Source organism: Salmonella sp. K21076 (assembly GCF_039650795.1).
GTDB lineage: Bacteria > Pseudomonadota > Gammaproteobacteria > Enterobacterales > Enterobacteriaceae > Salmonella > Salmonella enterica.
The window spans coordinates 1-2,332 of the sequence record NZ_JBCLYA010000039.1; the positions used below are offsets into that span (position 1 = coordinate 1).

3 protein-coding genes are annotated in these 2,332 nt (G+C 67.0%); all 3 read left to right on the forward strand.

Annotated elements, in window-relative coordinates:
• The coding region (locus tag AAYN39_RS10920; protein ID WP_272939133.1) for a cytochrome c-type biogenesis CcmF C-terminal domain-containing protein at positions 1-709 on the forward strand (709 nt) is incomplete at its 5' end.
• Entirely contained in the window at positions 706-1,263 is a 558-nt protein-coding gene (dsbE, locus tag AAYN39_RS10925) for a thiol:disulfide interchange protein DsbE (protein WP_000828299.1), read from the forward strand. The genes AAYN39_RS10920 and dsbE, both read left to right, overlap by 4 nt.
• Positions 1,260-2,303, forward strand: coding sequence for a cytochrome c-type biogenesis protein CcmH (locus AAYN39_RS10930; RefSeq protein WP_001238304.1), 1,044 nt, complete (start codon positions 1,260-1,262; stop codon positions 2,301-2,303). The genes dsbE and AAYN39_RS10930 overlap by 4 nt, the downstream gene beginning before the upstream one ends.
• Positions 2,304-2,332: the final 29 nt, after the last annotated feature.

Below are 2,332 nucleotides of genomic sequence, written 5' to 3' on the forward strand. Positions count from 1 at the left end.
GGGGCCACTGGTGCGCTGGGGCCGGGACCGGCCGCGTAACATCAGGAAACTGCTGCTCACCGCCCTGGTCTCCACCCTGGTGCTGTCGGTACTTTTGCCATGGCTGCTGGAAGATAGAATCATCGCCATGACGGCGGTGGGGATGGCGATGGCCTGCTGGATTGCGGTGCTGGCGGTGGCCGAAGCCGTACAGCGCGTGTCCCGCGGCACGAAAACCTCTCTCAGCTACTGGGGAATGGTGGCGGCGCACCTCGGGCTGGCGGTGACGATTACCGGTATCGCCTTCAGCCAGAATTACAGCGTGGAGCGTGACGTGCGGATGCGGGCGGGCGACAGCGTGACCATTCACGACTACCGCTTCACCTTCCGGGAGGTGCGGGACATCACCGGGCCCAACTACCGCGGCGGGGTGGCCCTCATCGGGGTGACGCGCCACGGCGAGCCGGAGGCGGTGCTGCACGCGGAGAAACGGCTCTACAACACCAGCCGGATGGTGATGACCGAGGCGGCGATTGACGGCGGGCTGACCCGCGACCTGTACGCCGCGCTCGGGGAGGAGCTGGACAACGGCGCGTGGGCCGTGCGCCTGTACTACAAACCGTTTGTCCGCTGGATATGGGCCGGGGGGCTGCTGATGGCGCTGGGCGGGCTGCTGTGCCTGGCGGACCCGCGCTACCGCCGCCGTAAACCATTGCCGGAGGCCGGATGAAACGCAACGTACTGTTATTACCGCTGCTGATTTTTCTGCTGATTGCCGCGGCGCTGCTGTGGCAGCTGGCGCGCAACGCGCAGGGGGATGACCCGACGAATCTCGAATCGGCGCTGACCGGAAAGCCGGTGCCGGCGTTTCGCCTGGAATCGCTGGAGACGCCGGGTCAGTACTATCAGGCGGAGGTGCTGACGCAGGGGAAACCGGTGCTGCTTAACGTCTGGGCCACCTGGTGCCCGACCTGCCGCGCCGAGCATCAGTACCTGAACCGGCTGGCCGCGCAGGGTATCCGGGTGGTGGGGCTGAACTATAAGGACGACCGGGCGAAGGCGGTGGCCTGGTTAAAGGAACTGGGCAACCCGTATGCGCTGAGTTTATCGGACAGCGACGGGATGCTGGGGCTGGACCTGGGCGTGTACGGCGCGCCGGAAACCTTCCTCATCGACGGCAGGGGGATTATCCGCTACCGCCATGCGGGCGATTTGAATGCCCGGGTATGGGAAAGTGAACTGAAACCGCTGTGGGACAGATACAGCCGGGAGGCGGCGCAATGAGACTGTTACCGGGCATGGTGATGCTGATGCTGGCGCTGGTTATCTCCGGGTCAGCGCGGGCGACCACCGACGTGATGCCGTTTAAAGATGAAGCGCAGGAGCAGCAGTTCCGCCAGCTCACGGAGCAGCTGCGCTGCCCGAAATGCCAGAACAACAGCATTGCGGACTCGAACGCGATGATAGCCACCGACATGCGCCGCAGGGTGTATGACCTGATGCAGGAGGGGAAGAGCCGCCAGGAAATCATCGATTACATGGTGGCGCGCTACGGCAACTTCGTCACCTACGACCCGCCGCTGACCCCGCTGACGGTGCTGCTGTGGGTGCTGCCGCTGGCCGCCATCGTGGCGGGCGGGTGGATAATCGTCGCCCGGACGCGCCGGCGGGTGCGCCTGCGCCGGGAGCCGCTGCCGGCGGACACCCCGGTTTGCGGCGCGCGCGCCGGGTGGGGCGTTTACGTGCCGGGGGCCGTCATTGCGCTGGCGGTCGGCGCCGGCAGCTACGCCCTGACCGGCAGCTATCCGCAGGTGAGGGCCTGGCAGCAGGCAACGGCGCAGACGCCCGGGCTGCTGGCGCGGGCGCTGGACCCGCAGGCGCAGCCGCTGAATGAGGAGGAGATGGCGCGGCTGGCGCTGGGGCTGCGCACCCGCCTGCAGAATGATGCCGGCAATGTTGAGGGCTGGCTCATGCTGGGGCGCACCGGTATGGTACTGGGTAATGCCGGTACCGCCACCGGGGCGTATGCGAACGCTTACCGTCTGGACCCGGAAAACCGCGATGCGGCGCTGGGCTACGCGGAGGCGCTGACGCGCTCGTCCGACCCGGAGGATAACCGCCGCGGCGGGGAACTGCTGCGTCAGCTGGTGAGCCGCGACCACACGGATATCCGGGTGTTAAGCCTGTATGCGTTCAGCGCCTTTGAGCAGCAGCGCTTTGGCGAGGCGGTGGCGGCCTGGGAGATGATGCTGAAGCTGCTGCCGGCGGGTGACGCCCGGCGGGCGGTGATAGAGCGCAGTATCCGGCTGGCGCAGGAGAAATAAGACCCTGACGGCCCGGTGGCGTGGCGCCA

Bases quoted from the DNA above. Each gene is read 5' to 3' on its own strand.
- dsbE (WP_000828299.1), top strand. From the start codon at position 706: ATGAAACGCAACGTACTGTTATTACCGCTGCTGATTTTTCTGCTGATT.
- AAYN39_RS10930 (WP_001238304.1), top strand. From the start codon at position 1,260: ATGAGACTGTTACCGGGCATGGTGATGCTGATGCTGGCGCTGGTTATC.